General features: G+C 75.8%; 1 protein-coding gene. It reads left to right on the top strand.

Annotation, left to right across the window (positions count from 1 at the left end; genetic code table 11):
- Window positions 1–272: 272 nt before the first annotated feature.
- Window positions 273–1,688 carry a zinc-dependent metalloprotease gene (locus tag DZG00_RS15150; RefSeq protein ID WP_119383220.1) on the top strand — a complete coding sequence of 472 codons (1,416 nt, stop codon included), beginning with the start codon at window positions 273–275 and terminating at the stop codon, window positions 1,686–1,688.
- Window positions 1,689–1,798: the final 110 nt, after the last annotated feature.

Raw genomic sequence — 1,798 nt, forward strand, 5'->3', positions numbered from 1 at the left:
GACGCGGCGGCGGCGCGGGGGCCGGGGTGCGCGGGGGGCGTGCTGGGCGAACAGGCTCATCCGGATGTCCTCGCGGTCGGGGCGCGTCGGGCCGGGAGGCGGCCGGGCGACGGGTGTCGAGGCGGCCCACACGGCCGCTGTTCGCGGCGGGCGGAAGCCGCGACGGCCCAGCCTAGGCGAATGGGGATGGGTTTCCCGTGGGCGCGGGCTAGCGTGGTCCCACCGGCCGCGGCACCGCGATCCGGACCCCTCGACCCCCCGGGAGACCCTCCATGGCCGACGAGCCCACCCCGAATCCCGAGGACGAGTTCCGGCGCATGCTGGAGCGGTTCCTGGGCGCCGACGGGCAGATCGACCCGGACAAGCTCGCGGGTGCGGCGGGGCTCCCGCAGGATCCGGAGCAGGTCCGCCAGCTCCTCGCGCAGCTCCAGGGCGCGCTCGCCAACACCGGGGACGGCGTCGACTGGAAGGTGGCCCGCGAGGGCGCCCGCCAGCTCGCGGCCGCGCAGCAGACGCAGGTCACCGCCGACGCGTCCGCGCCGCTCGACCAGGCGTTCCAGGTCGCGGCCCTCTGGCTCGACGACGTCACCTACGTCAGCCAGTTCACGGTCGCCCCGCGCCTCATCACCCGCGCGCAGTGGACCGAGCTCACCATGCCCGTGTGGACGCAGCTCGCGGAGCCCGTGGCCCTCAGCATCGCCGACTCGCTCACCGAGGTGCTCCAGCAGAACGCCCCCGAGGAGATGCAGGGCATGGTCGCCGGCGCCGGCCGCGTGATGCGCAACCTCGGCGGCACGCTCTTCGCCATGCAGCTCGGCCAGGTGGTCGGGCAGCTGTCCACCGAGGTCGTCTCGGGCGGCGACGTCGGGATCCCGCTGCTCGACGACCAGCAGGCCGCGCTCCTCCCCCAGAACGTGGCGGCCTTCGGCGAGGGCATCGACGTCTCCGACGACCAGGTGCAGATCTACCTCGCCGTGCGCGAGCTCGCCCACGCCCGCCTGTTCCGGCACGCGCGCTGGCTGCGGCTGCAGCTGATCACCTCCATCACGGAGTTCGCGAAGGGCGTGCACATCGACACCGACCGGCTCGAGTCGCTCGCGGAGGGCTTCGACCCGTCGAACCCCGAGGAGCTCCGCCAGGCCATGGTCGACGGATCCCTCATCCCGCCGAAGTCGGACGCGCAGCTCGCCGCCCTCGCGCGCCTCGAGACCATGCTCGCGCTCATCGAGGGCTGGGTAGACGTGGTCACCGCCGCCGCGACCGTGCGCCTCCCCCGGGCGTCCGCGATCGCCGAGACCGTGCGTCGGCGTCGCGCCACAGGCGGTCCCGCCGAGTCCGCGTTCGCGACGCTCGTGGGCCTCGAGCTCCGGCCGCGGCGCCTGCGCGAGGCAGCGGCCATGTGGCAGGCGGTCTCCGACGGCGTCGGCGCCGAGCAGCGCGACGCGCTGTGGTCGCACCCGGACGTGCTGCCCACCTCGGAGGACATCGACGCGCCGCAGGCGCTCGTCGCGCGCCTCACCGAGGGCGAGCCCGAGCCGGACGAGGTCGACCAGGCCCTCGAGGACCTGCTGAGCGGATCCGACGCCGGGCGGCCCGTCGAGGACGGCCAGGGCCGCGCGACGGAGCCGGGCGAGACGCCGGACGACGGCCCCGACGGCTCTCCCGGCACGGATCCGCGTCCCGTCTGACGCGCGACCCGCACGACCCGCCGAGGCCGGCACCGCACGCGCGGTGCCGGCCTCGCGCACGTCCGCGCCCGCGCCCGCTCCGCTCCGCGGTGGCGGCTCCGGCCTGTGGA

It is taken from the genome of Clavibacter lycopersici (genome assembly GCF_003576405.1).
Classification (GTDB): Bacteria; Actinomycetota; Actinomycetes; order Actinomycetales; family Microbacteriaceae; genus Clavibacter; species Clavibacter lycopersici.

Coding starts and splice junctions, on each gene's coding strand:
- DZG00_RS15150 (WP_119383220.1), top strand. CDS start 273: ATGGCCGACGAGCCCACCCCGAATCCCGAGGACGAGTTCCGGCGCATG.